This is a genomic window from Alteromonas sp. CyTr2, from assembly GCF_947311905.1.
In the GTDB taxonomy this organism is placed as follows: domain Bacteria; phylum Pseudomonadota; class Gammaproteobacteria; order Enterobacterales; family Alteromonadaceae; genus Alteromonas; species Alteromonas macleodii.
The window spans coordinates 176,933-198,842 of record NZ_CAMZMZ010000003.1 but is presented as its reverse complement, the minus strand read 5'-3'; the positions used below and the strand labels follow the sequence as shown (position 1 = coordinate 198,842).

General features: G+C 44.7%; 21 protein-coding genes. 13 read left to right on the top strand and 8 right to left on the bottom strand.

All coding sequences use genetic code 11. The annotated features are described in order from the left end of the window. The first annotated feature begins 26 nt into the window (after positions 1–26). Together QME20_RS03550 and QME20_RS03545 are read left to right on the top strand one after the other, a co-directional pair. Positions 27–419, top strand: a complete 393-nt coding sequence (locus tag QME20_RS03550; RefSeq protein ID WP_049585858.1) for a TerB family tellurite resistance protein — start codon at positions 27–29, stop codon at positions 417–419. Positions 420–453: 34 nt separating this feature from the next. Then, on the top strand, positions 454–1,710 hold the full coding sequence (locus tag QME20_RS03545; RefSeq protein ID WP_281715460.1) for an alpha/beta fold hydrolase: 1,257 nt from the start codon (positions 454–456) through the stop codon (positions 1,708–1,710). Positions 1,711–1,916: 206 nt separating this feature from the next. Here QME20_RS03545 and QME20_RS03540 read toward each other — a convergent pair whose 3' ends face one another. The 3 genes from QME20_RS03540 to QME20_RS03530 all read right to left on the bottom strand — a co-directional run bounded on the left by QME20_RS03540 (position 1,917) and on the right by QME20_RS03530 (position 8,024). Then, a complete protein-coding gene (locus tag QME20_RS03540; protein WP_281715459.1) occupies positions 1,917–5,033 on the bottom strand; it encodes an efflux RND transporter permease subunit in 3,117 nt (1,038 codons plus the stop codon). Beyond that, a complete protein-coding gene (locus tag QME20_RS03535) occupies positions 5,026–6,084 on the bottom strand; it encodes an efflux RND transporter periplasmic adaptor subunit (protein ID WP_014948828.1) in 1,059 nt (352 codons plus the stop codon). The genes QME20_RS03540 and QME20_RS03535 overlap by 8 nt, the downstream gene beginning before the upstream one ends. Positions 6,085–6,215: 131 nt before the next feature. Then, positions 6,216–8,024: an ABC transporter transmembrane domain-containing protein gene (locus QME20_RS03530; RefSeq protein ID WP_131137018.1), complete on the bottom strand. Its 1,809-nt coding sequence runs from the start codon at positions 8,022–8,024 to the stop codon at positions 6,216–6,218. Between the two features lie 191 nt (positions 8,025–8,215). Between QME20_RS03530 and QME20_RS03525 the strand changes: the two genes are divergently transcribed. Continuing rightward, complete coding sequence (locus tag QME20_RS03525; protein WP_168532678.1) at positions 8,216–8,890, top strand: DsbA family protein; 675 nt, start codon at positions 8,216–8,218, stop codon at positions 8,888–8,890. Between the two features lie 25 nt (positions 8,891–8,915). On the opposite strand, the gene QME20_RS03520 is transcribed toward QME20_RS03525, so the two are convergent. Further along, complete coding sequence (locus tag QME20_RS03520) at positions 8,916–9,410, bottom strand: hypothetical protein (RefSeq protein ID WP_039227272.1); 495 nt, start codon at positions 9,408–9,410, stop codon at positions 8,916–8,918. A 388-nt stretch (positions 9,411–9,798) separates the two neighbouring features. Between QME20_RS03520 and rpsP the strand changes: the two genes are divergently transcribed. From rpsP to QME20_RS03495, 5 genes are all read left to right on the top strand, one after another. Beyond that, on the top strand, positions 9,799–10,050 hold the full coding sequence (gene rpsP / locus QME20_RS03515; protein WP_014948832.1) for a 30S ribosomal protein S16: 252 nt from the start codon (positions 9,799–9,801) through the stop codon (positions 10,048–10,050). Positions 10,051–10,073: 23 nt separating this feature from the next. Next, on the top strand, positions 10,074–10,595 hold the full coding sequence (rimM, locus tag QME20_RS03510; protein ID WP_049585864.1) for a ribosome maturation factor RimM: 522 nt from the start codon (positions 10,074–10,076) through the stop codon (positions 10,593–10,595). Further along, positions 10,596–11,357: a tRNA (guanosine(37)-N1)-methyltransferase TrmD gene (gene trmD, locus QME20_RS03505; RefSeq protein WP_080986369.1), complete on the top strand. Its 762-nt coding sequence runs from the start codon at positions 10,596–10,598 to the stop codon at positions 11,355–11,357. An 18-nt stretch (positions 11,358–11,375) separates the two neighbouring features. Further along, the gene (gene rplS, locus QME20_RS03500; protein ID WP_024015986.1) at positions 11,376–11,735 is read left to right on the top strand and encodes a 50S ribosomal protein L19; all 360 of its coding nucleotides are present in this window, start codon (positions 11,376–11,378) and stop codon (positions 11,733–11,735) included. Positions 11,736–11,864: 129 nt separating this feature from the next. Next, positions 11,865–12,494: a trimeric intracellular cation channel family protein gene (locus QME20_RS03495; protein ID WP_014948836.1), complete on the top strand. Its 630-nt coding sequence runs from the start codon at positions 11,865–11,867 to the stop codon at positions 12,492–12,494. Positions 12,495–12,591: 97 nt separating this feature from the next. Here the strand turns inward: QME20_RS03495 and QME20_RS03490 are convergent, their stop codons facing one another. After that, the gene (locus QME20_RS03490; RefSeq protein WP_281715458.1) at positions 12,592–13,308 is read right to left on the bottom strand and encodes an enoyl-CoA hydratase/isomerase family protein; all 717 of its coding nucleotides are present in this window, start codon (positions 13,306–13,308) and stop codon (positions 12,592–12,594) included. A gap of 429 nt (positions 13,309–13,737) precedes the next feature. On the opposite strand from QME20_RS03490, the gene QME20_RS03485 reads away from it, so the two are divergent. Both QME20_RS03485 and tyrA read left to right on the top strand, forming a co-directional pair. Beyond that, entirely contained in the window at positions 13,738–14,826 is a 1,089-nt protein-coding gene (locus QME20_RS03485; RefSeq protein WP_014948838.1) for a 3-deoxy-7-phosphoheptulonate synthase, read from the top strand. A gap of 75 nt (positions 14,827–14,901) precedes the next feature. After that, positions 14,902–16,056, top strand: a complete 1,155-nt coding sequence (tyrA, locus tag QME20_RS03480) for a bifunctional chorismate mutase/prephenate dehydrogenase (protein ID WP_014976023.1) — start codon at positions 14,902–14,904, stop codon at positions 16,054–16,056. Between the two features lie 57 nt (positions 16,057–16,113). Here tyrA and pheA read toward each other — a convergent pair whose 3' ends face one another. The 3 genes from pheA to yciH form a co-directional block, all read right to left on the bottom strand. Continuing rightward, entirely contained in the window at positions 16,114–17,295 is a 1,182-nt protein-coding gene (pheA, locus tag QME20_RS03475) for a prephenate dehydratase (RefSeq protein WP_039227282.1), read from the bottom strand. 355 nt (positions 17,296–17,650) lie between these two features. Then, complete coding sequence (locus QME20_RS03470) at positions 17,651–18,451, bottom strand: response regulator (protein WP_014948846.1); 801 nt, start codon at positions 18,449–18,451, stop codon at positions 17,651–17,653. A gap of 63 nt (positions 18,452–18,514) precedes the next feature. Then, the gene (yciH, locus tag QME20_RS03465) at positions 18,515–18,847 is read right to left on the bottom strand and encodes a stress response translation initiation inhibitor YciH (RefSeq protein WP_014948847.1); all 333 of its coding nucleotides are present in this window, start codon (positions 18,845–18,847) and stop codon (positions 18,515–18,517) included. Between the two features lie 171 nt (positions 18,848–19,018). On the opposite strand from yciH, the gene QME20_RS03460 reads away from it, so the two are divergent. From QME20_RS03460 to QME20_RS03450, 3 genes are all read left to right on the top strand, one after another. Next, positions 19,019–19,324, top strand: coding sequence for an STAS domain-containing protein (locus tag QME20_RS03460; RefSeq protein ID WP_014948848.1), 306 nt, complete (start codon positions 19,019–19,021; stop codon positions 19,322–19,324). Between the two features lie 43 nt (positions 19,325–19,367). Then, on the top strand, positions 19,368–21,044 hold the full coding sequence (locus QME20_RS03455; RefSeq protein ID WP_049585867.1) for a fused response regulator/phosphatase: 1,677 nt from the start codon (positions 19,368–19,370) through the stop codon (positions 21,042–21,044). Positions 21,045–21,295: 251 nt separating this feature from the next. Continuing rightward, on the top strand, positions 21,296–21,736 hold the full coding sequence (locus QME20_RS03450) for a TerB family tellurite resistance protein (RefSeq protein ID WP_281715457.1): 441 nt from the start codon (positions 21,296–21,298) through the stop codon (positions 21,734–21,736). The last annotated feature ends 174 nt before the right edge of the window (positions 21,737–21,910 follow it).

The following is a 21,910-nucleotide window of genomic DNA, read 5'->3' as shown; positions in this document are numbered from 1 at the left end:
CGTACAGTACGAAGAGGAAGAGTGTTATGCAATTATCAGAACAACAAAGTTTTAACCAAGCCCTTATCAAGCTTTCAGTATTACTTTATCAAGTCGACGGAATGGTCACATTGTCGGAACAAGACTACCTGAATGCAATGGTTGAGTCTTTAGACTGGCAAAGCCCAATCTGTCGCGAAGCATTTCTAAACGACACGATATACCAAACGCGAAAGGCCATTGACACCGGTGATGCCAGGACGTTTTTACGCAGTTTGAAGCACGACCTATCGTTTGATGCCGAGAAAACGTTAGAGGTTGCAATGGCGATCACGGGCGTTGATGGCGAACGAAGCGAGGAAGAAACCGAACTGCTATCATTACTTACCCATAAATTACTCGCCAAAGCATTAGTTTCGGGTAAAGATACACTGCAATAATCGCTTTTTATTGCCATAGACCTAAACGTTAACAATGCCAAATTTTACCGTTAAAGCAGCACACGCATGTGCTGCTTCTCTCGCGCTGTTCTTATTGAGCGGCTGCCATTCGTCGCACAGTTCTCAGTTCAGCGCCAGTGCACAGGCCTTCCCGGTTGGTGTGCAGCCTTTCGATAATTACCTAAATGAAGTTGAACGTTACTTGCTTGAACATAGGGCATTTATTTCTGACGACAAAGCACAAGAAATGTCCATGAATATGCCATTTGAATGCGGCACACAATACCGCAATATTGGCGTCTTGTTAGTTCATGGATTAGGCGATTCACCTTACTTTTTTCGTGATGTCGCCAACGCCATGTGCAGTGAGGGCATTCACGTTAGAACCATCTTGTTGCCGGGACACGGCTCAAAACCCGGAGACATGCTAAATGTTAGCTATCAGCAGTGGCAGACAGAAACTAATCATCACATACGACTATTTTCCGAAGAAGTAGACAACCTCTACATTGGTGGCTTTTCGACGGGCGCTAACTTGACCACAATAGCAAGTTTTTCGATGGCTGAAGAGCTTGATATAAAAGGGCTAATGCATTTTTCACCAGCCTTTAAATCACGCTTCTTTGTGTCCCGTTTAGCGCCTTATATTGACTCATTATTTCCCTGGCCTAATGTTGAAGAAGAAGATAACCCAAGCCGCTATAACTCCACTGCAATGCCAGGGTTCGCTGCCTATCAAGAAAGCGTAAATGTGCTTCAAGATTTATTCTCTAAATCGGAAAAAGAAAAGCGTGCGTTGAATTTACCTGTGCTTATGGTGGTGGCAGAAAAAGACAGTGTGGTTGACACATCAAAAGTAGCTGAACAGTTTAGAGATAATTTTACTCATCCACACAAGTGTTTATTGTGGCAGGGTGAGGATGAACCCGATGTACCTGAAAATACACTCGTCATGCAAACCACGAAGGTCCCGGAGCAGCGGATTAGCGCAGCCTCCCATATGAGTACACTTTTTTCAGATAAGAACCCGCTATATGGTACTTCGAGTGACTTTCGCATATGTGATAACGGTCAAGGTAGTGACGCTGAAGCGCGCTGCAAAGCGGGCGAAGAAGTGTGGTATGGGCCGTGGGGATTTGAGCCCGATAACGCTGATGAAGAGTTAGCAACTAATAAGAAAGATAAAGTGTATGCAAGGCTAACCTACAACCCTTACTTTGATAGAATGGTCGATCAACTACTCGCCTTTACTGGTAAAGCCAAAGTCAAAGCGTTCTGTAAAACCTACTAGGGCAGTAGGTTCTTAATCCATTTGAAAGCTCTAGCATCAGCCGTTTTTTAATAAAAAAACGCCCAAGCCTTAACGCGGGAAGTAACACTTGTTGTGACAACACACGTAGCTTGGGCGTCTCTCTTAATTCTCAAAGCAAACCTAGCGCACAGTAGCCGTTTAGATGCCGCTTAAATAGGCATAGCGCCTACTTAAGCGGGAAAATCCTAGGAATGCTGTGCGTTGGCTTCTTCCATTTCCTTCTCAAGCTTAGCGCTTTCGTCTGCGCGTGGCTTGGTAAATCGGGCAAGTGCAAGATACAAAACCGGTGTCAGGTAAAGGGTAAATACTACGGCAATACCCAATCCACCAAATACGACCCAGCCAATAGCATTACGAGCTTCTGCGCCAGCGCCTGTGGACAGAATGAGCGGCAGGCCACCTAGGATTGTTGAAACCAGCGTCATCATAATAGGGCGTAAACGCACTCTACCAGCCTCAACAATAGCATCGTAAATATCATAACCCTTATCGCGAAGCTGGTCGGCAAATTCAATCAAAAGAATCGCGTTTTTGGCGAGAAGACCTATCAACATTACCAAGCCAATTTGCGAGTAAATATTAATGCTGGTGCCGGTTAAAAACAGGGCATAGACCGCGGCTGCAATACCAAAAGGAACGGTAAGCATAACCACAACCGCACTGTTCACACTTTCAAATTGTGCAGCCAATACAAGCAGTACAATGACAAAAGCCAACACATAGGTAAGCGCTACTTGCTTAGACGTTTCTTCGTAAGTTTGTGCTTCGCCAAGAAACACAAGTCCGATACCGTTCGGTAATGATTCTGCCGCTAGATTGCGAATATTTTCCACTACATTACTAAGCGCTACGTCTTCGGGCAATTCCATTTCCAGCTTAATTGCGCGGCGCTGTGCCTGACGCTCTAATTCAGCGGCAACACCTTCTTCACTGATGAAAGCTACGCTAGAAAGAGGCACCAAGTTTCCGTCGGTACTTTTCACATACAAGCTAGTAAGCTCAGATGGATCTAATGTACTGCGATTATTAGTTTGCAGCATGATAGGGATAGATTGGTCGCCCACATTCAAATCTGCGATATCATCGCCGTTCACAGCGGCGCGCAGGGTACTTGCTATATCGGTAAGCGGCACGCCCAGTTCTTCAGCACGGCGTCTGTCAATATTTACTCTCATCTGAGGTTGGGTAGGGTCGTAGCTTATTCTCGGTCTACCTAGTTCAGGTAGTGCATCTTCAATCTGACGAGAGAACGCTTGTGAAGCTTCGAAAATGTTTTCATAAGTGTCGCCAGTTAAAGCTATTTCAAGCCCGCCGCTTTGACCGCGAAGGTTCAAACTATTGCCGCCGAAGGCACTACCTGGTGCACCAGGAATTTGCTGAAGCTTAGGGCGTATTTCATTTACTACTTCTTGCAGAGATTTGTCTCGGTCATCCCAATGCTTCAAAGGCGCTGTGATAAAGACGATGTTGGGATCCCACGAACCGACTACCGTGTAAATGGAATCTATGGTGCCGTTATCCACATAGGGAAGCAGCAGTTCTTCCATCTTTTCAGCTTGTCTGTCCATAAAGTTTAGGCCAGCACCGTCTGGACCTCGTGCAAAAATACGAATTGTGCCTCTGTCTTCGCTTGGCAGTAATTCATTATCGATATTTTGCGATAAAATATAAGCGCCACCGCCTGCTGCTAAGCTCAACACACCAACTACCCAGCCATATTTGAGCGCTTTTAATAATGACGCCTGATACAGGCGCAAACAAGCGTTGCCAAAACGGCCAAAGGTCTTGCTAAACAAATCGCTTTCTTTCGCTTTTTTCACCTTAAGTCGGGCGGTAAGTGCAGGAACCAAGGAAAGGGCAACGAAAGATGAGATTATAACAGCGCCAGCTAATACGCCTCCAAACTCCCTGAATAAAAGCCCTGCAGTAGAAGGAAGGAATGCGATGGGAATAAATACTGAGGCGAGTACTGCGGTTGTTGCTACTACTGCGAAGAATACTTCTCGTGTGCCCACCACGGCTGCCGCACGGGCACCTAGACCCATACTTCTACGACGCTGTATATTTTCAGAAACCACAATAGCGTCGTCTACTATCATACCCGTGGCCAATACAAGAGCGAGGAGGGTAAGAATATTAATGGAAAAGCCCATGCCCCAAATAATAGCCAGTGCACCCGCTAGCGAAACGGGTATCGACAGGGCAGGGACGATGGTGGCACGCCATGAACCAATAAACACTAAGAGTGTGACCACGACTAACGCCACGGTCAAGCTGAGTGAGACGACCACTTCTTTAACCGAGTCGCGGATAAACTCTGCATCATCGGACGTTACTACGATATGCATATCAGTAAAACGCTTGTCGAGGTCTGCGACCATGGCCAGCACTTCATCTGAAATCTCGATCGTATTAGAGCTTGCTTGACGTATTACGCCAACGCCTATGACTGGCGTTCCATCCAAACGAACTACGCTGGTGGTGTCGGCAGGGCCGAAGTACACACTGGCAACATCATTAATGCGAATGTCACCGCTTACAACAATGTTACCCACATCTTCTGCCGATACCGAAGTTGCATCAGCTCGCACGATTAACGCTTGTTCGGCAGATTGAATACTGCCAGCGGGTACATCAAAAGGCGCAAGCGATAGTGCATTAGCAATGTCACTCATCGATAGGCCAAAACTGGTTAATCGTAGAGGATCTACAGAAACGCGCAGCACACGCTCTCTTTCTCCATCTAACATAACGTCGGCAACGCCAGGAATGCTTAAAAACAATGGTGCTACATCGGTGTCGACACGTTCGGTGAGCGTCTCCATGTCCAAGGTATCACTTGAAATAGCAAGGCTTACGACCGCCTGAGCGTCGCTGTCGGCCCGAATGATCGATACTTGTTCGACATCTTCCGGAAGCTGTCGCTGAATTCGACTGACCGACTCACGTACTTCGTTAGCCGCGTCTTCCAAGTTAACGCCGGGGCGAAACTCAACCCGAACACGGGCCGAGTTTTCTTCACTTTGCGCATAGATGTCTTTGACGCCACTCACACGCGCAACCGCACCTTCAAGGCGACCAGTTACTTCGGCATCTACTGTTTCAGGAGATGCGCCGGGAAATTCTGCTGTAACGGTTACCTGAGGTGTATCTACATCGGGCAGTTCGCGCACTTCAAGACCGCTCAATGCAGCAAACCCAGCGATAGCAATAAGTAGATTTAGTACAACAATAAGAACCGGGCGTCGAATAGATAGCGATGGTAAGTCGCTAACTGACGAAGATAGGTTTGGATCACTCACCTTGAGGCCCTCCGGCCAGTTCGGTAGTAATCTCTTGTCCGGTACGTAAGCGTTGTACACCTTCAGAAATTAGTGTGTCACCTTCTTCAATGTCGCCCGAAACAAGGATAGTTCCTCTAAGACGCTGATGAACACTCACGTCAACACGTTTAGCCTTACCGTCTTCGGCAAGCCATATGTAAGCGCCAGTAGCTCCCCACAAAAGTGCGGCTTCTGGAATGGCAGCAAAGCGATCGCCTTCAATGCTTAAATTAACCCGAAAGCTCATGCCAGGGCGAAATTGATCAGAAGAGTTGTCGAGTAATGCTCTAGCGCGAAGCGTTCTATCAGCCTCATTGATACGAGAATCAACCTGAGCTATCTCGGCTCTTACTAGTTTCTCTCTGTCACTCCATGGCTCAAGCGTTACGTTTGGCGCATTCAGTAAAACGGGCAATGCTGCTTCAGGCGCTCTGAAGTTAATAAAGAGTTTGCTTCTGTTATCCAGTGTAGTGATCACAGTCTGCTCGTTAATGCGATCGCCTACTTCAACGTCAGTTATGCCCACAACACCGTCAAAAGGCGCAACGATGTGTCTGTCTTGTAAATCGGCTTGAGCTTCTTCCAATGCAACTTCTGCAAGGTCACGTTGAGTGCGTGCTAAGTCCAATTCACTGACCGGCACAGCGCCTTGCTTATAGCTTGATGCTAATCGTTCTACGGTGCGCTGTGCGTCTTCCAAAGTGAGTTTGGCGCGTTTTAATGCCGTTTGCTGACGTCTATCATCAAGACGAACAAGCACCTTTCCTTTTTCTACTGTTTGCCCAGGGACAAAGTTAATTTCTGTTACTTCATCAGCGACGGCAGGATATAACACAATTGAACGAACGGCTTCAGCACTACCTACTGCTTCCACTTTTCGCGTTTCGTTCATAAATTCAATGGGCTTGGTTACTACAAGCTTTGCTTGCCTGTCTCCCATAAACTGCGCATTTGCAGTTGGCACCATCATTAAAAAAAGAGCGCAAAGACCTGTCCATGTCTTCATTGCACCATAGAATGAATTTTTCATTTTAAACCCGTAGCGTTATTGGAACCTGTGCAGAAAAAGCTGCTGGCCCTTTATTTTTGTATTACCAAAACGTATGTTTTGTAGTCGATTGGTCGACCTCGTTGTTTGTACCGTATAGCACCACAGGCGGTTCAGCTAAGCAATTGCAGTTCGGCGTATTCCCTGTACAGGGTATCGCTTTTCATTAACGATGCATGGTCGCCGCTTCCTACGACCTGACCTTTATCCATAACTAATATGCGATCGGCGTGCTGCACTGTCGCAAGTCGGTGAGCAATCACAATGCTGGTTTTGCCTACCATTAATCTATCTATCGCTTGTTGAACCATACGCTCACTCATCGCATCAAGCGCACTCGTCGCTTCATCGAGGAGTAAAATTGGGCGGTCGGCCAAAATAGCGCGAGCAATAGCAATACGTTGTTTTTGACCGCCAGAAAGTTTTACGCCTCGTTCGCCTAACTGTGTGTTGTAGCGCTCATCTAGGTTATCTATAAATTCGTGGGCAAATGCCTGCTTCGCTGCATTTATCACGGCGTCGTCACTTGCATGTGGGCTGCCGTAGCGAATGTTTTCCAACACGGTATCAGCAAAGACCACGGGCTCTTGGGTAACTATCGCAATATGTTGGCGCAGAACGTCTACAGGCATTTTGTTGATTGGCGCACCATTGAACAGTATTTGTCCGGCACTTGGGTCGTAGAAGCGCATTAATAATTGAAATAGTGTTGTTTTGCCTGCGCCACTTGCTCCTACCAGAGCAAGACGTTCTCCTGCTTGAATGTTAATGTTTAAATTATCAAACAAAGGTTTGCTGTTGGGGTAAGCAAAGCTGACATTTTCCAATTCTATTTTTGGTGCCGCTTTGGAGATTATCGGTTTAGCGCTTGCTCCTTTTAATGCTGAGTACGTTGAAGAAGCAGAGGCTTCAGCTGTGTCACCATTCAAAGATCGAATAGAAGGCTCAGTGGTAAATAGCTCGTACAAACGCTCACTTGCACCAACTCCTCGCTGTACTTCACCAATGACTTCGCTGATTGTGGCCACACTGCCGCCAGCCATTACGGCATAGAAAAGGAAAGCGGAGAGTTCACCTACGGTCATAGTGCCGTCTAATACTTGCCTTGCCCCCACCCAAGCAATGAAGATGATGGCCGTCATACTGATACACATGATGCAGCCAATAAGTAGTGAGCGATAGTGAATACGCTTTTTAGCTACGTCCATGGCAAGCTCTACCTTTTTAGAGAAATGCAGTCGTTCGGCATTTTCAGCGGTATAGGCCTGTACGGTCATAATTTCATGGAGACTTTCATCAATGCGTGCACCCAAGTCTGCCACTTTGTCCTGGCTTTCTTTGGCATAACGGCGCACTTGAGGCGCCAGTACCTTGATAGGAACCAGCACAGCGGGTACTGCAACAATTACACAGAAGGTAAGAAGGGGACTAGAAAACGTCATAAGTGCCAGTGCACCAACGAAAGTCACGACCGAGCGAAGGGTCATCGACAAACTCATTCCCACTACAGTCTGGATAATTGTAGTGTCGCTAGTAAATCGAGAAATGACCTCGCCAGTTCTAAGTTCCGCAAAAAATGAAGGCGGAAGAGACAGCAAGTGCGCATATACCTGGTTTCTGATATCAGCACTAACCCGCTCGCCAAGCCAAGTCATTAAGTAAAAGCGCGCATATGTTGCTAAACAGGCCACGATAGTAATGGCTAGCACTAATACTGTGGCTTTGTTTAACGTATCCGCTGCGTTTTCTATGAAGCCGCTGTCGATAGCGTACTTAATGCCTTGCCCAAGTAAAAGCCATGCAACTGCGGCCGTGAAAAGTGCTATAACTGCACCTACAACGCGCGCTTTGTAGCGAAGTAAATGTGAGCCAATCCACTGTAAGACTTGTTTGGTTGATACACTAGCGAGTGGTGTTGTCAAAATTACCTCTTCATGCGCATAACTAATTCATAGCGTTGATTTCGCTACGCTTATTAAAATTCATTATTTGGATTATACGGCAAAGCATGTACATTGGACGTAGGCAATGCGATTACAGCGGCAGTATTTACGCTGGGATGAAAGTTAACGTCGCAGAAGCAAAGCAAAATAGTTAAAACGGGAAAATAACGATGAGTGAAGCACGTACTTTGTATTATGTTCATGATCCAATGTGCAGTTGGTGTTGGGCATTCGTTCCTACTTGGGAGCAAATACAGCGTGAGTTACCCAACGACATTGAGGTTGTCTACTTGCTTGGCGGGCTCGCACCGGATAGTGATTTACCTATGCCGGAACAAATGAAACTTACTATTGCAGGCTATTGGCAAACTATTCAAGATCGTGTGCCTGGAACACAATTCAACTATGATTTTTGGACAAAGTGTCAGCCTCGTCGTTCGACCTACCCTTCGTGTCGAGCAGTTCTTGCAGCAAAAGCGCAGGCTAGAGATAGCGATGAAGCAAAAGCATTAGAGAAGGCAATGATCAAGGCAATTCAAGAAGGGTATTACCTGAATGCGAAAAACCCGTCGGATTTTGATACCTTGATAGCATTTGCTGAAGAAATAGGGCTTGATGTCGAGCGCTTTGAAATAGCACTTAACAGTGAAAGTACAATTGAGAAATTAAACGAAGAAATGCATATGGCGCGTAGTATAGGCGCCCAAGGCTTTCCCAGCTTAATACTCAAATCAAACAAATTTGCCGAGGCAGAAGAGACAAAATCACAAGCGCTTAAAAAGCCACAGTGGCAAAACGTTCCCTACGACTATAACGACGCAAGTGTAACCCTGCGTCATCTATAATCGTTATTGAAAGAAGCGAGTACTTTTAAACTGTGCCTTCCTTGCATTGTTCAAGGCGTAAATCTCCCACCGATTTTGGGTATTCAACACGGGTTGTAACGATTTCAGAAACAGGGACGCCAGAATCCGTTTCTTGGAGCCATACTTTCATATCGTGATGGTCACGAGATTGGTTGAGCGAGTAACGCTTGCCGCCTTCTAAGTTTACATCTAGCCTAACTATCGCCTCGCGAGTGGTACCATCAGGCAGGTCAGTGTTTACGACACTGGCTTGAACAAATAGAACATGCTCTCCCGGCTCAACATCCCGAAGAACTAACGCACCGTTAGGGCGTTGGTTAAAACACATCAACTTTACGTACTCTCGCTTATTGTCAAAGGCTTCTCCGCGGTTAGCGAAAAAGTCTATACGAGCTTCATTGGGTTGGACTTCTGCTTGTTGTGTGACCATATCTGTAGCGGATGAACACGCGAAAAGTGGAGCAATTGATGTAGCGAGTATGAGTGATGATAATTTCATTCGAATAATCCTTCTTCGTGATCCATTTACTGAAGCCTTTGATTAACAAATGCGCCAGAGAAAAACTAAAATCCAGTTAACTGCCATCCTTTAAACTGCATATGGCTTAAGTTTTTTATCCACACTAAATTCTAGTGCTACGTTAACAATACACCACCAGATGTTATTTTAAAGAAACTTACGAAAGATCATGCATGTGTATTTGCGTTCTTAGGCCATCACCTACTTACGGGAGCGATATTGAACTAAACAAAGGATAAATCAGGTTTTTACTTGCATTGAGTGGTGATATCCGTATAATTCGGCGGCCTTCTAATTGGTGTCTAATTTTTAGACGTTGGTTGAAGGCTTAAGTTAACGGTAACGCTACAACGAGTTTGAGGCATTTATGGTTACTATTCGTTTACAGCGTGGTGGCGCGAAAAAGCGTCCATTTTATCAACTAGTGGTGGCTGATAGCCGTCGTGCAAGAAACGGTCGTTTCATTGAAAACATCGGTTTCTTCAACCCAACTGCACAAGGTCAAGCGGAGCGTCTTCGCGTAGATCTAGAGCGTGTTGAATACTGGGTTGGTGTAGGCGCGAGCTTATCAGATCGCGTTTCTAGCTTGGTAAAAGAAGCGAAAAAATCTGCAGCGTAAGCTGTTATTAACTGGTGGTATAGATGAGTCTAGCGTCTGACAAAGTGATTGTTGGCAAAATTGGCGCACCGTACGGTGTTAAAGGTTGGGTCAAAATCAACAGCTATACAGAAACGCCAGAAGGTATTTTTGATTACGCGCCATGGTTTCTTGGCGATGAAAAGGAATACCAAATTGACCAGTGGCGACCGCACGGTAAAAGCCTCGTTGCAAAAATTGTGGGCGTTGATAGTCGAGATGATGCTGAGCGCATCAAAAACTTGGATATCAACATAAATGCTTCACAGCTGCCTGATTTAGGCGACGAAGGGGTTTATTGGCGTGAGCTCACCGGCATGAAAGTAGTAACAACGCAAGGTTACGACTTGGGTGTGGTGAAAGAAGTGTTTAATACAGGTGCTAACGACGTGATTCACGTTAAAGCGAATGTAGGCGATGCTTTTGGTCAAAAAGAAAGACTATTACCTTTTGTGTTCGACGAAGTCGTACAAGAGGTGGATAAGGAAGCGAAGATCATTAAAGTTGACTGGGACCCGGGGTTTTAAGTGACACCGGAAAAGTGGTTCGGCGTTGTTAGCCTGTTTCCAGATATGTTTGCCCCTTTTACCCAACAGGGTGTTATAGGTCGAGCAGTTAAGTCTGGAACGTTATCGGTTGACACCTTCAACCCCCGTGACTTTACACATGATCGCCATCGTACAGTAGACGATCGCCCCTACGGAGGCGGACCCGGTATGCTGATGATGGTAAAACCGCTAACCGACGCAATACAAGCTGCCAAGAAAGTTGGTGGCGAAAAAAGTAAGGTGATCTACTTATCACCACAAGGGAAACCCCTTGACCAAGCAGGCGTACAGCGCCTTGCTAACATTGACCGCACAATTTTAATTTGCGGCCGATATGAAGGCATCGACGAGCGAGTAATCGAAAGCCATGTAGATGAAGAAGTCTCTATTGGTGATTACGTGCTAAGCGGCGGTGAACTGCCAGCAATGGTCCTTATGGACGCGGTTGCTCGATTAGTTCCTGGCGTGTTGGGGCATAAAGCCTCAGCAGTTGAAGATTCTTTCACTGACGGTCTTTTGGATTGTCCGCACTATACGCGGCCCGAAATACTCGATGGTCAAAAGGTACCTGATGTGTTGTTAAGTGGGAACCATGAAAAAATTAGGCAGTGGCGATTGATGCAATCATTAGGTAGAACCTGGCAGCGTCGCCCTGAATTGTTAAATCACCTAGCTCTGACTGAGGAGCAGCAGCGTTTGCTTGAATTATTCCAAGCGCAACTGCAGCAAGATGACAGTTAACTAGGACGAGAGGATATGATGAGCAAAGTCAGTCAAGATATCATCAAAAAAATCGAAGAAGCACAGCTAAAGACTGATGTTCCTGCGTTTGGTCCAGGTGACACAGTAGTTGTTAAAGTTCGCGTTACCGAAGGTGACAAAGAGCGTCTTCAGGCTTATGAAGGTGTTGTTATCGCTAAACGTAACCGTGGTCTGCACTCGTCTTTTACCGTGCGTAAAATTTCTAGCGGCGAAGGCGTTGAGCGTGTGTTCCAAACACACAGCCCGGCAGTTTCTTCAATTGAAGTGAAACGTCGCGGTGCGGTTCGTCGTGCTAAGCTTTACTATCTACGTGAGCGTTCAGGTAAATCTGCACGTATCAAAGAGAAGCTTAACTAAGATTACTAATCCTTGCGTTATTGTTAACTTCGAAAAAGCCCGCTTTAAGCGGGCTTTTTTGTGCCTGCAATTCGATCCATTCAATCTGTTTTTTAATACAAGCATTAAGGTTTCTTAGTAGAGAGAAGGATGAGTACAGAATACTTTATCGTGTTAGGCGTTGTTGGCGTCGCATTTTTTGCTGTATCGGGAGCATTGCTGGGGCATGACAAAAGTATCAATGGGTTTGGCATCGTCGTTGTCGGCGTGATGACAGCCCTTGGCGGAGGTACTTTAAGAGACCTCCTATTAGGAAAACCTATTTTCTGGGTAGAAACCTCAGAGTATCTACTAGCAACCTATTCAGCTATATTCGCGACAGTCTTATTCATTCGCTATATGCCTTCTCCTTCCAATTTTTACTTTATACTTATCGACACCATAGGGCTTGCTATTTTTAATGTCATAGGCATCGAGAAAGCACTTATTAGTGGAACCGGAATGATTGTCGCCCTAACGATGGGTATGACAACCGGTATCTTCGGGGGCTTGATGCGCGATGTGGTTTGCAGAGAAGTACCTTACGTTATGCGTGGAGATGTTTACGCGAGTGCATGTTTTGCCGGTGGTCTCACTTACGCCGCCTTATTTGCCCTAGACATCCCTTACATTTGGTGCATTTTAGGTTCTATCTCTGTAACAGTTTTAATGAGAATTGCATCGTTGCATTGGGGGGTTAAAGTCGATCTTTTTAGGAAGAGAACACCAAGGCCTAACTAACAGTGTAGAGTCCAACATCGATATGCCCATGAAAAGACTTATTAGCAAATATCGGTGAAGCGTCTTAAGTGACGCTTCACCATAGCGCCGGTTATTGTTATGCCATGAGTGATAGCGATTCTATTAACGGTTTGTTCTCGTTATCGATAGTGTGGATGATATGTTTGTGTAGACGCTTTTTGTGTTCGCCAAAAATGCCACGCTTTTTATCAAAGGTCTTAGCGTAGTTCAGCGCACCTTCCATCAAGCTCTCTTGTGTATCGTACGCCTTTTCTACCACGTGATCTTGCTCTAATTCTTTACCAGATACACGCCTTCCGGAAAGCTTCATTTCATTAAATCTGTAATACGGCATCGCTTTTTTAACAAACTCAATCATACCGGGCAGAAAGGGGATTGATAAATCTACTTCAGGGAAACAGAAGAAGCCTTTGTCTGCGCGCATAAATCTGAAGTCGCAAGCGCACGCCAAAATTGCTCCGTTTCCGAAGGCGTGTCCGTTGATTGCAGCAATAACGGGAAGAGGGAACAGAAGCAGCGCTTTAAACACGTCATCCATACCGTACATAAATTGCTTTATTTCCTCAGTGCGAGCTGCTTTCATCGCTGGCATTAGCCAGTCTGTGTCTATACCTAGACTAAAGCATTTCTCATCATTTGATGTGATCACTAGCGCTTTACAGCTTTCATTACTTTTAATGGTATTTAACGCTGAAAGCATCTCCTTTGCGAAGAGAGGATTGTGGCGGTTCTCTCCATTTTGCATGGTTAGAATGGCGACGTCGCCAGTGTAGGTTAGGGCTAAATATTGCATTGTGTTCTCATTATTATTCCGTTGTCGCAATGATACAAAATCCTGACAATAAATGAGAAATTTAGCTTATTTATGTTGGTCAATTATGCCATTAAATTCGTGGAGCATTTGAAAACGTAAGGGCGGGATGTCACTACAAAGCGTTTGACTAATGAGGTAATTCGGAACAAGCCTCACTGTCGATTAAAAATTGTGCTATCCCTATGCACTATTGCCATTCAGTCATGCTCATTCGCTTCGAATCTACCCTAGATTAAAGTATTATTCGTTATTACTTGCGCGATTACGCTTGAGTTGCTAAAAAGTCAATGACGTTAAAGAAATATAGAAAAAGCTGGTTGTACAATAAAGTTTACATGCAGATTGCACACTCTTTTGGCGTTTAATTTTCCGTTTTTTATTTGTAGTTAAGAGAGTAAGAGAGCTCCCATGATCAAGGACACCGTAAATAATGTTCACGTAAGTACCGAAGATGTACTTATAACCCCTGAAGCGCTTAGTGCTGAATTGCCTGTGTCAGACAAAGCGTTAGCGGCTATCTCTGAGTCTAGAAAGATTGTTTCAGATATCATTCATCGTCGCGACCATAGATTGCTTGTAGTGTGTGGACCATGTTCTATACACGACGTTGAAGCCGCGAAAGAGTACGCACTTAAGCTTAAAGAGCTTCATGAATCATGCAAAGACACACTATTTATCGTTATGCGTGTGTACTTCGAAAAGCCGCGTACCACAACAGGTTGGAAAGGTTTAATTAACGACCCGCATATCGACGGTACATTTGATATTGAAACCGGTCTTCGTAAGGCAAGAGAGTTGTTAATTTGGCTTGCAGAATTAGAGCTGCCTGTTGCAACAGAAGCACTGGATCCAATTAGTCCACAATATCTTGCTGAGCTATTTAGCTGGGCTGCTATCGGTGCGCGTACCTCTGAATCGCAAACCCACCGTGAAATGGCCAGCGGCCTGTCTATGCCTGTAGGATTCAAAAATGGTACAGATGGAAGCCTAGATATTGCCATAAACGCCCTTAAATCGGCGGCATCGGGTCACCGCTTTATGGGAATCAATAAGCAAGGCCAGGTAAGTATTATCGGGACCAGCGGTAATCCAGATGGCCACATTATTTTGCGCGGTGGAAAGCAGCCTAACTACGACTCGGTTTGCGTATCAGAGTGCGAGATTGAGCTGCAGGATGCTGGTTTAACAGCGGGCTTAGTAGTAGATTGCAGCCATGCAAACTCTTCAAAAGATTATCGCCGTCAGCCATTGGTTGCACAGAACGTGGTCAATCAAATTCTAGAAGGCAATCAGTCTATCATTGGCGTTATGTTGGAAAGTCACTTGAAACCGGGTAATCAAAAAGCTGAAGGTAAAAAGCCAGAAGAACTTGAGTATGGTGTTTCAATCACAGACGGATGTATTGATTGGGAAACAACAGAGAACTTAATATCTCAAACCAGAGATAAGTTAATAACTGTGTTACCCTTACGCCAAAATAAGCGCACGGTGGCATAAATCCAAGCAACGCCTAAAGTGGCAAGAAAAATTTGCCAATAAGTCCCGTGCCATTTGATTCAAGGATAAGACAGAATGGCCGATTTATCGCAGCACTTAAAAAAGTTAGATACGCTGCGTGAAGGTATCGACGAGCTGGATACCCAGCTTGTCGAATTACTCGCAAAACGCAATCAAATTACAACCCAGGTCGGTCAAATTAAGGCTGAAGCTGGTATGCCCGTTTATGTACCAGAGCGTGAAAAAGCGTTGATAGCCTCCCGCCGTGCTCAGGCAGAAGCACTTGGGGTGTCGCCCGATCTCACCGAAGACTTATTACGTCGAGTAATGCGAGAGTCTTATCACACGCAAAACAACAAATATCGCTGTGTGAAACCTGATGTCGACAACGTTGTTGTAATTGGTGGAGCAGGGGCACTTGGCCGTGTGTTTGTGAGCTTGTTCGAACGAAGTAATTACAACGTTTCAGTTGTGGAAAAAGACGACTGGGAAAGTGGTAGAGCAACATCGTTATTGAGCTGTGCTTCACTGGTTGTTGTTGCAGTGCCTATTAATCTAACCGAAGCCGTGATTAGCAAGCTTACTATGCTGCCAGAGGATTGCGTGCTTGCAGATATAACCAGTATTAAAGCTAAGCCACTTGAGGCGATGCTTGCCGCACACAATGGTCCGGTTGTTGGACTGCACCCCATGTTTGGTCCTGACGCGCCTGGCATGATTAAACAGGTAGTGGTAGTGTGCGACGGACGTGGCAGTGAGAAATACAGTTGGCTCATTGAGCAAATGCGAATTTGGGGTGCTACCATTCACGACTCCAGCGCACAAGAACATGACCAAGCCATGGCTTATATTCAGGTAATGCGTCACTTCAACACGTTTGTGTACGGGCAACACTTAAAAGGTGAAGATCCTAATCTGGAATCACTCACCATGTTTAGCTCACCTATTTATCGTTTAGAACTCGCAATGGTAGGCAGGTTATTCGCTCAGTCACCACAACTTTATGCCGATATTATTTTCAATAACCCTGATAACTTTGCACTTCTACGTCGCTTTTACGAACGTTTTGGGATTGCATTGTCATTACTTGAGAATGGCGACAAAAAAGGCTTTGTAGAACAGTTCATGAAGGTCGGCGCGTGGTTCGGAGATTATGCGAAGAAGTGTTTAGTAGACAGCAAACAGATGTTGTTAAAAGCGGATGATGGTCAGCTTTTAAGAGACAAGTAGTTTTAATAAAGCGGTTAATTGGTAAAAAGGTGAGCTTCAAAGCTCACCTTTTTCGTGTTAATCAGCCAGCGCACTCGCCGCGGCCACTTTGGTCGGGCTAATTTCTTCGCTTGGATAGCAGCCCAATACTTTGATGTAGCGGGTAATACCACGCAATGCATCAAGGGCATTTTGTACAGGGCCATCTTCTACATTGCCTTCTACATCAATGTAGAACATCTCTTCCCATGGATTACCTGGAATAGGACGCGATTCAAGCTTCGTCATATTGATGCTGTTCTCTCGTAGCACCAACAAGGCCTCTACAAGTGCACCTGGCTTTTGGATGGTAGACATAACAAGTGTTGTTTTAGCAGGAACTTGAAGTGGAACCACTACTGGGTTGCGCGCAACAACGATAAAACGGCTATGGTTTTCTTTTTGGTTTGCTAAGTTACTCTTTATTGCCATTAGGCCGTACAAGTTACCACCCGCTTCGCTGCCTATTGCGGCTACGTCATCGCGTTTAAGCTCACTAACTGTCAACATGGCAGACGAGGTGCTGTCCATGGTTTTCACTTCTACGTTCCCTAGTTCTGCTAAGAAATGGCTACACTGAGTGAACACTTGAGGGTGAGCGTAAAGCGTTTTGATTTTATCGATACTGGTGTTGGTTCCCACTAACAATGTATGGCGGATAGGGTGGGTGAGTTCACCAATAATACTAAGTTGGGTATGCTGTAGTTGGTCATACACTTCATTGATACTGCCAGACGTCGTGTTCTCAATAGGCAATACCGCGTAATCGGCTTCTGTACTTTCAACTTTGTGAATAATTTCAGCAAAGCTCTGACAGCCAATTTCCAGCAATTCGCCGGGGCGACGAGAGAAGTACTTTTGCGTTGCTAGATAAGAGTAAGAGCCCTTGTCGCCCAAGAATGCCACTCGGTTTAAGGGCAATGTACTGCCAGGGTTAGCGCGTTCAGCAAGCATAGCCTGCTGGTTTAAAACAGAGTCTTCAATAATAACGTGGAAAATTTGTGTCACATAATGAGGGTCTAAGCCGATGTTTTGGCCTTCTTTTATTAGGCGCACCAATAGCTGTTCTTCTCGCTTTTGATCTCTCACAGGAATGTGATGCTTTATTTTCGTCTCAGCCACTTCGTTGGTTAACTTTCTGCGTTCTGAGAGTAAAGTAAGTAATTCACTGTCTAAAGCGGTAATCCGCTCTCTAACAGTATCTAATGCATTGTCTGACATATCATTCCCGTGCGTATCGTATAAGAAAATTCTGCTAAAAAAAAACCTCCCAGTTGGGAGGTTTTCATGCATGTAGCCGCGCCTCCCTAGTTAAAGGATATAAACGCAAAAAAGAAAAGTGCTACGTGCATAGTATTCTGTTTCATAGGTTTGAATGTATGTTGAACGCCTATGTGTGTCAACCGATTTTTACAAATTGAATAGTTGTTTTTAATGTGGAGGACTTGAAAAAGTAATTAAAATGCGCTGTTGGCTTTATAAAAAGCCAAACGGTTAGGGCATGAAGCGTTGGCAGGTGCCGTAAATATACACCTGCCGGTGGGTAATTTGAGAACGCCGTTTAATATTTTTGCGCTTAGTTACCTAATAGTGCTGAAAGCATTTGTCTTACTTCGTTGGGCTCAAAAGGCTTATCGCATAGCGCGTTCACACCTGTTTGCTGAATATTAGCCATATGTGCACTGTCAGCCGACTCTGACGTTACCATGATAATCGGTATATGTGTGGTTTCTGGATTAAAGCGGATAAATTCCGATAGTTCCCTGCCATCCATTTCGGGCATATTGTAGTCGGTAACCACGAGGTCAAAAGGTTCATCTTTTATATAAGTTAGCGCCATTGCGCCATTCTCAGCTTCTTTTATGCGTTGAAGCCCCATGCCTTCTAATACGCGTCGAATATGATTACGCGCTAATTTACTGTCATCAACAAGAAGTACGCGAACATCGTGTACGTCAAATAGTTCTAATTCTAGTTCATCGTGATTGATTAAATCTAAGCTTGCGTTTAACGCACGAGACAAATGAAGGGGTTCAAATGGTTTAGGAAGAATTGCCGCAACACCTGCCTGCTTAAATTCTTCTAGTTTGCTTAAACGATTTTCACTGGAAACCAACATGAAGGGGATCGTTTTAAATGCGTCGTCTTCTTTAATGAATTTAAGTAGTTCTAGTGCGGTTCCATCTTCGTAGTACATCGCGCTTACGATTAGGTCAGCACCGTGCGCTTTTACCGCTGAACGAGCTTCGGAAAGGGTACTGACGGGGTCAATTTCCTTTACGTGTTCTTTTAACAACAAAGTGGTGATGATCTTTCTTTGTGTGTCAGAAGGCTCAACTAAAATAATGTGTAGATCAGAAATTGACAGCTTTTCCATTTCAGACTCTTTTTGTTATATGTTTATGAAAAAGTGAGAGCTCGCTAGCTGGCTAGCGTTACATTAGCCCCCAGCAAGCTTAACTTTATACCCTTTATCGGTAAGTAGTGTGCGGAGCTTTTCCCTGTCATCAGTTTGTACTTCAATGACACCGTCTTTCACTGCGCCGCCGCAACCACATTTTTTCTTTAGCTCAGAGCCTAGTTTTTTCAGCTCATCAGACGCGAGGTCTAATCCCTTAATCAGAGACACCCCTTTTCCTTTGCGACCTTTAGTTTCCCTGTGAATACGAACAACGCCGTCAGAAGACACCGAACGCGCTTGCTCTTTTGGCTCAGGCTTTATTTTGCCACTTTCAGTACTATAGACCAAAAGGGCGTCTTGCCAGTCTTGCATACATACCTCAATAAATTGCGTCTTTCCATCTAAATGGCGATAAAAAAAGCATTACCATACGAAAGTTTAAGATGACTTTCATGGCGATGTGTAAAAGTTCAACTAGTATAAGAATAGCAAAGTTAAAAGCATGTGATGAAGCATTTCTGCTTACATTTTTAAGGAGCGAATATGGAAATAACGTCGAGCTATCAAAATCAAGGGAAAGTACTAGTGGTAGATGTAGGCACTAAGTTTGACTTTAGTAAGGTAGAAGACTTCAGAAACGCCTATGGCGAACTGGGCGCCGATGTCTCTCACATCACCGTAGATTTATCGCGTACTGAATACATGGATAGCTCTGCCTTAGGTATGTTGTTAAACATGCAAAAGACACTCGCTGAAAGAGAATTAACCTACAGTATCGAAAATGCCCGTCCTCAGGTTGCTAAAATCCTGAAAATATCTCGATTCGATAAAAAGTTCGACATTAAGTAAGAAAAGCAAGTCGCTAAATTAACATTTTATCGAAGAGACATACGTGAAGATCCTCATTGTTGACGACGAGGCTATCAACCGTACATTGCTTACTAACATGCTTTATAACGCAGGTTATAAAGAGTGTATCGAAGCGGTGGATGGTGTTGAAGCTATCAAAAAATTTACGCACGAAAAACCCGACTTGGTTTTGTTGGATGTTGTGATGCCTGGGCTCAGTGGTTTTGACGTTGCACCCAAAATACGCAAGCTTGCGAAAGGGCCGTATCTACCTATTCTTTTTATCACCGCTTTAGAAGATAAAGAAAGCTTAGTGAGGTGTCTGGAAGTTGGTGGGAACGACTTTGCCACAAAGCCCTTCGACCGACACATTCTAATTGCCAAAATTCGAGCCCACTTAAAAATACGTGCTTTGAGTGAACACATAGAACAGCAAAATAAAGCACTTCGTTTATTCAATCAAAGAGTGGCGAGAGAGCACGCCATTGTGGAACATATTTTTAGCCACGCTATTGTCAATCGACCCGAGGTAATGGCGCATTTCGACTGCTTCCTAAAGCCAGCTGAAACCTTTAATGGCGATCTCTTTCTATGCGAATCAAGCCCTAGTGGTGGTATTTATTTTGTGGTGGGAGATTTTACAGGTCATGGTTTGGCGTCAGCAATTGGTGCGTTGCCTGTAACCCGAGCCTTTCAAGAACTCAGCCAGCAAGGGGTATCTATTTCTGAGATTATTTCAGAATTAAATCGAATTTTAATTAAGTTTCTACCAAGTGACATGTTTATGGCCGCAGTGGTGGGCGAAATTAACGCGGGGGGCAATAGAATCAACTTATGGCAGGGTGGAATGCCGGCTGTCATTGTTCCTGCCAAAACTGATTTAGCATTGCGCTGCATTCCCTCACGTCACATGGCATTAGGGATCCTAGACGAGCATGAACTCAACACCGATTGCGATACCATTCAACTAGGATGCAATGAACAGCTTGTAATTTGTAGCGACGGGCTAATTGAGAGTACTAATCAGGAGGGAGAAATGCTTCTTGAGGAAGGCTTGGTAAGAATAGTAAAAGAGCAAATGCAGACGCATGGGAAAATAGAATCCAATTCACTTTTTCTTAAGGCAAAAGAGCATTGCGCAGCCTCTTCATTTCACGATGATGTCACGCTAGTCGTGTTTACCTCTCAACCCATTAAAACGCCCGTATCACCAAAGATGGATTTTGGATTGCCATCGGTGCATGAAGTTGCGCTTGACGCACAACATTTGAAACAGCCTGACATTCTCCAACGCGTGCTACAGCTTGCGGGGCAATGTGAGGGCATTCAAGCGGTGCGTTCGATAATTTATACCGTGTTGTCGGAACTGTTTAATAATGCGTTAGAGCATGGGATCTTGAAACTCGACTCAAAACTCAAAGCTGATAGTACAGGGTTCCATCAATATTACGAAAACCGCGAGGCTTCACTAAAAGCGCTTAGTCACGGGCGAATTAATATTAGGATAGAGTCTTTACCCCTTAAAGGTAAGGTGCTGATAGCGGTTGAAGATAGTGGTGAAGGCTTTGAGTGGAATAAGGCAAGTACGGTAGGCCGGCGTCATTCCGTTCATGACGAAAGCTTTGGGCGTGGGCTCCCTTTGCTTCACGCGCTGTGCGAACGAGTGTGGTTCGAAAATGGCGGGAGTAAAGTGATTTGCTTACTTGATACTAAAATTTAGGCGCCTTTAGAAAATATCTTTACGAGCAAAATGTTCATATTCATGTTTCTCTGAGGGCTTTTAAACTCTCACTTTACAGCTCTAGTCGCTGAGTACAGTTTACATAGACTTGCTTGCTTAGTCATCGCTGTAAATCTGTCCATCTAATCCAGCAATTAATCGAATTTAGCTTTTACCGAGTAAAAGTTTTATCGATACTCAAATTTCATTAACCGCGGGCGTTTCTGCGGTGACACAAGAAGTAGGGCCCCATGCTGAAATCATTTCTTAAACTTTTCGAAGACACGCATAAGCGCACAGAGCCAACGTATACCGTTGAATTGGCGACTGCTGCATTACTTAGTGAAATTGTAAACGCTGATAATGAAGTAACGGATAGCGAGAGAAGTGAATACGAGAAACAGCTCAGAAAGCATGTAAACATAGATGAGGAAGCGATGTCGTTGTTGCTTGAAAGAGGGCAAGAGACGGCTGACGATTCAATTGACTTAGTGCGTTTTACTCAAGTACTAAATAAACAATGCAGCGCTGATGAGAAAAGAGATGTGATAAAGAGCCTCTGGGCTATTGCATACGCGGATGAATCTTTAGCGCCTCTTGAAGAGAGTACTATTCGTCAAATAGCTGATTTATTGTACGTTCCCCATAGCCAATACATTAAAACTAAACTTGAAGTAGTTGAAAGAACATAGCGTTCATCATCACTCAGTTAGTCTTTTTTGTATTAGCTAAAAAAATGGATTCAAATTTAGCGACCTGTACCTTACTATTGTGAACAAATAATAATAAAAGCTTAGCGGTGACAGTGCTGTTTCAGAGCCTATGGCATCACTTGCTTACAACAGCTTGCAGTACTGAAGTAAGGG

Coding starts and splice junctions, on each gene's coding strand:
- QME20_RS03550 (WP_049585858.1), top strand. CDS start 27: ATGCAATTATCAGAACAACAAAGTTTTAACCAAGCCCTTATCAAGCTT.
- QME20_RS03545 (WP_281715460.1), top strand. CDS start 454: ATGCCAAATTTTACCGTTAAAGCAGCACACGCATGTGCTGCTTCTCTC.
- QME20_RS03535 (WP_014948828.1), bottom strand. CDS start 6,084: ATGAAAAATTCATTCTATGGTGCAATGAAGACATGGACAGGTCTTTGC.
- QME20_RS03525 (WP_168532678.1), top strand. CDS start 8,216: ATGAGTGAAGCACGTACTTTGTATTATGTTCATGATCCAATGTGCAGT.
- QME20_RS03520 (WP_039227272.1), bottom strand. CDS start 9,410: ATGAAATTATCATCACTCATACTCGCTACATCAATTGCTCCACTTTTC.
- rpsP (WP_014948832.1), top strand. CDS start 9,799: ATGGTTACTATTCGTTTACAGCGTGGTGGCGCGAAAAAGCGTCCATTT.
- rimM (WP_049585864.1), top strand. CDS start 10,074: ATGAGTCTAGCGTCTGACAAAGTGATTGTTGGCAAAATTGGCGCACCG.
- rplS (WP_024015986.1), top strand. CDS start 11,376: ATGAGCAAAGTCAGTCAAGATATCATCAAAAAAATCGAAGAAGCACAG.
- QME20_RS03495 (WP_014948836.1), top strand. CDS start 11,865: ATGAGTACAGAATACTTTATCGTGTTAGGCGTTGTTGGCGTCGCATTT.
- QME20_RS03490 (WP_281715458.1), bottom strand. CDS start 13,308: ATGCAATATTTAGCCCTAACCTACACTGGCGACGTCGCCATTCTAACC.
- QME20_RS03485 (WP_014948838.1), top strand. CDS start 13,738: ATGATCAAGGACACCGTAAATAATGTTCACGTAAGTACCGAAGATGTA.
- tyrA (WP_014976023.1), top strand. CDS start 14,902: ATGGCCGATTTATCGCAGCACTTAAAAAAGTTAGATACGCTGCGTGAA.
- pheA (WP_039227282.1), bottom strand. CDS start 17,295: ATGTCAGACAATGCATTAGATACTGTTAGAGAGCGGATTACCGCTTTA.
- QME20_RS03470 (WP_014948846.1), bottom strand. CDS start 18,451: ATGGAAAAGCTGTCAATTTCTGATCTACACATTATTTTAGTTGAGCCT.
- yciH (WP_014948847.1), bottom strand. CDS start 18,847: ATGCAAGACTGGCAAGACGCCCTTTTGGTCTATAGTACTGAAAGTGGC.
- QME20_RS03460 (WP_014948848.1), top strand. CDS start 19,019: ATGGAAATAACGTCGAGCTATCAAAATCAAGGGAAAGTACTAGTGGTA.
- QME20_RS03450 (WP_281715457.1), top strand. CDS start 21,296: ATGCTGAAATCATTTCTTAAACTTTTCGAAGACACGCATAAGCGCACA.